This is a genomic window from uncultured Campylobacter sp. (genome assembly GCF_937997595.1).
Taxonomy (GTDB): Bacteria; Campylobacterota; Campylobacteria; order Campylobacterales; family Campylobacteraceae; genus Campylobacter_B.
In genome coordinates this window covers 1-1,613 of the sequence record NZ_CALKTS010000216.1, presented here as the reverse complement: position 1 = coordinate 1,613, position 1,613 = coordinate 1, and the positions used below count along the sequence as shown (strand labels likewise).

General features: G+C 52.3%; 1 protein-coding gene. It reads right to left on the bottom strand.

Annotation, left to right across the window (positions count from 1 at the left end):
- The coding region (locus Q0614_RS07490; RefSeq protein ID WP_298787714.1) for an NADH-quinone oxidoreductase subunit G at window positions 1-1,613 on the bottom strand (1,613 nt) is incomplete at both ends.

Here is a 1,613-nt window from a genome sequence, read left to right as displayed (position 1 = left end):
AACGCCGAAGCTAATATCGCCCGCTTCATTGTAGCCTAGCGTCTCGCCCGCGCTCATTTGCGCGCTAAGCTCGCAGATGAGCGCAACGCCCAGGCTGTTCGTGCGCGGCGGCACCACTAGCACCTTAAATGGCGTATAGCGCTGCACCAAGCCCGCTAGACGCGCAAACGTGGCGCTATTTGGCGTGCGGATAAAATCCTCGCCGATGATGAGCGAAAAATGCTCCTTTTTAGCCAAAAGCTCATCCACTTTCTGCTCGTCCAGACCTAGCGTACGGGCGAAATTTGAAATTTTACTTTCCGCAGGATTTTCGGAATTCTGCGCGGAATTTTTTGCGGAATTTTCAGCGTTGCCGTCCGCGCTTGCGTAATTTTCGGCACCGCTCGCACTCGCAACGTTCTCAGCGCCATTTGCCTCCGCAGAATTCTCAGAATTTTGCGAATCTGCGGATTTCTCGTCTAAATTTTCCTTCGCCGCGGCGCGCGAAATTTTAAATTCCGCTGCGAGTTTCGCATCCAGCCACTCAGGCAGATCGCGCCCGAACTTTTGCAAGACCCAAAGCAGGATCTGCGCCTCCAAGCCCGCGGCGTGCGGCTGATGGATGAAATTTTTACTAAAGCCTTTAATGCCCTCGTCGCAAAACGGATGAAAATAGATCCCGCTTGCCTTATTTAGCTTGCAGGCGCTGTTTACCGCATAGCCTAGATTTGGAGCGTCGCTGCGCAAAAATGTGCCGCAAACTACGATGAAATCGCTGTTTTTAATCGTCTGCGAATCCGCATTATAAAATTTCATGCCGCTAAGCTTTGAAAATTCGCGCAGGAATTTTTGATACGCAAGCGCTTCATCGTTGATCAAAGCGAGCTTAAATTTTTGCCGCAAAAGCTCTAAAATCCGAGCTTCTTCGTTGGTGATGAAACTATTAAATTTGATGTTTTTGATCTCGCCGTCCTCGATACCGCGCACGATACGGTCAAAAACCGCTTCGTTTTTGCTCGCCCGCTCGTTTGAAAAATCCCAGCCGAAGCGTGCTGCGGCGTGCAGGACGCTAAAATTTATGTCGCTACTAACGCGATAAATTTTTTCACGCGGCTCGCCTATGCTGCGGCGCTTGATCTCATAATAAAGCAGCTCGCAATCGCTGCTGTGCGGGTTGGAAGCGGGGATTTGACGCAGCTCCCAGGCGTTTGAAACGTATTTAAACGCGCTCTCTACCAGAGCCCCCGTCGGGCAGACCGCCGCGCTCTCGCCGTAGTTTACGCAATCATCCTCATCGTTGACCCGCGCGATTAGGCTTTTTTGCAGCTTGTTCCACACGGCGTAGGCGTCTTTAGGCATCGCGTCCTTTTGCTCCTTACTAAGCGCGTCTCCGCCGCGCGGGACGAGCTTAAACGCATCTACGCCCAAGCGGTCCTTCGCGGCGGTGATACAGCGCTCGCAGACGATACAAAGGCTAGGATCGTAGCTTAAATACCCCCAATCCTGCACTTCGCGCGCCGTATCGCGGATAGCGTAGCTTTGGGTATTTGTGCGCATCAGATGGGCTAAATTTTGAAGTTCGCACTCGCCGCTTTGATCGCAAACCCCGCACGCCATCGGATGGTTGATGCAAT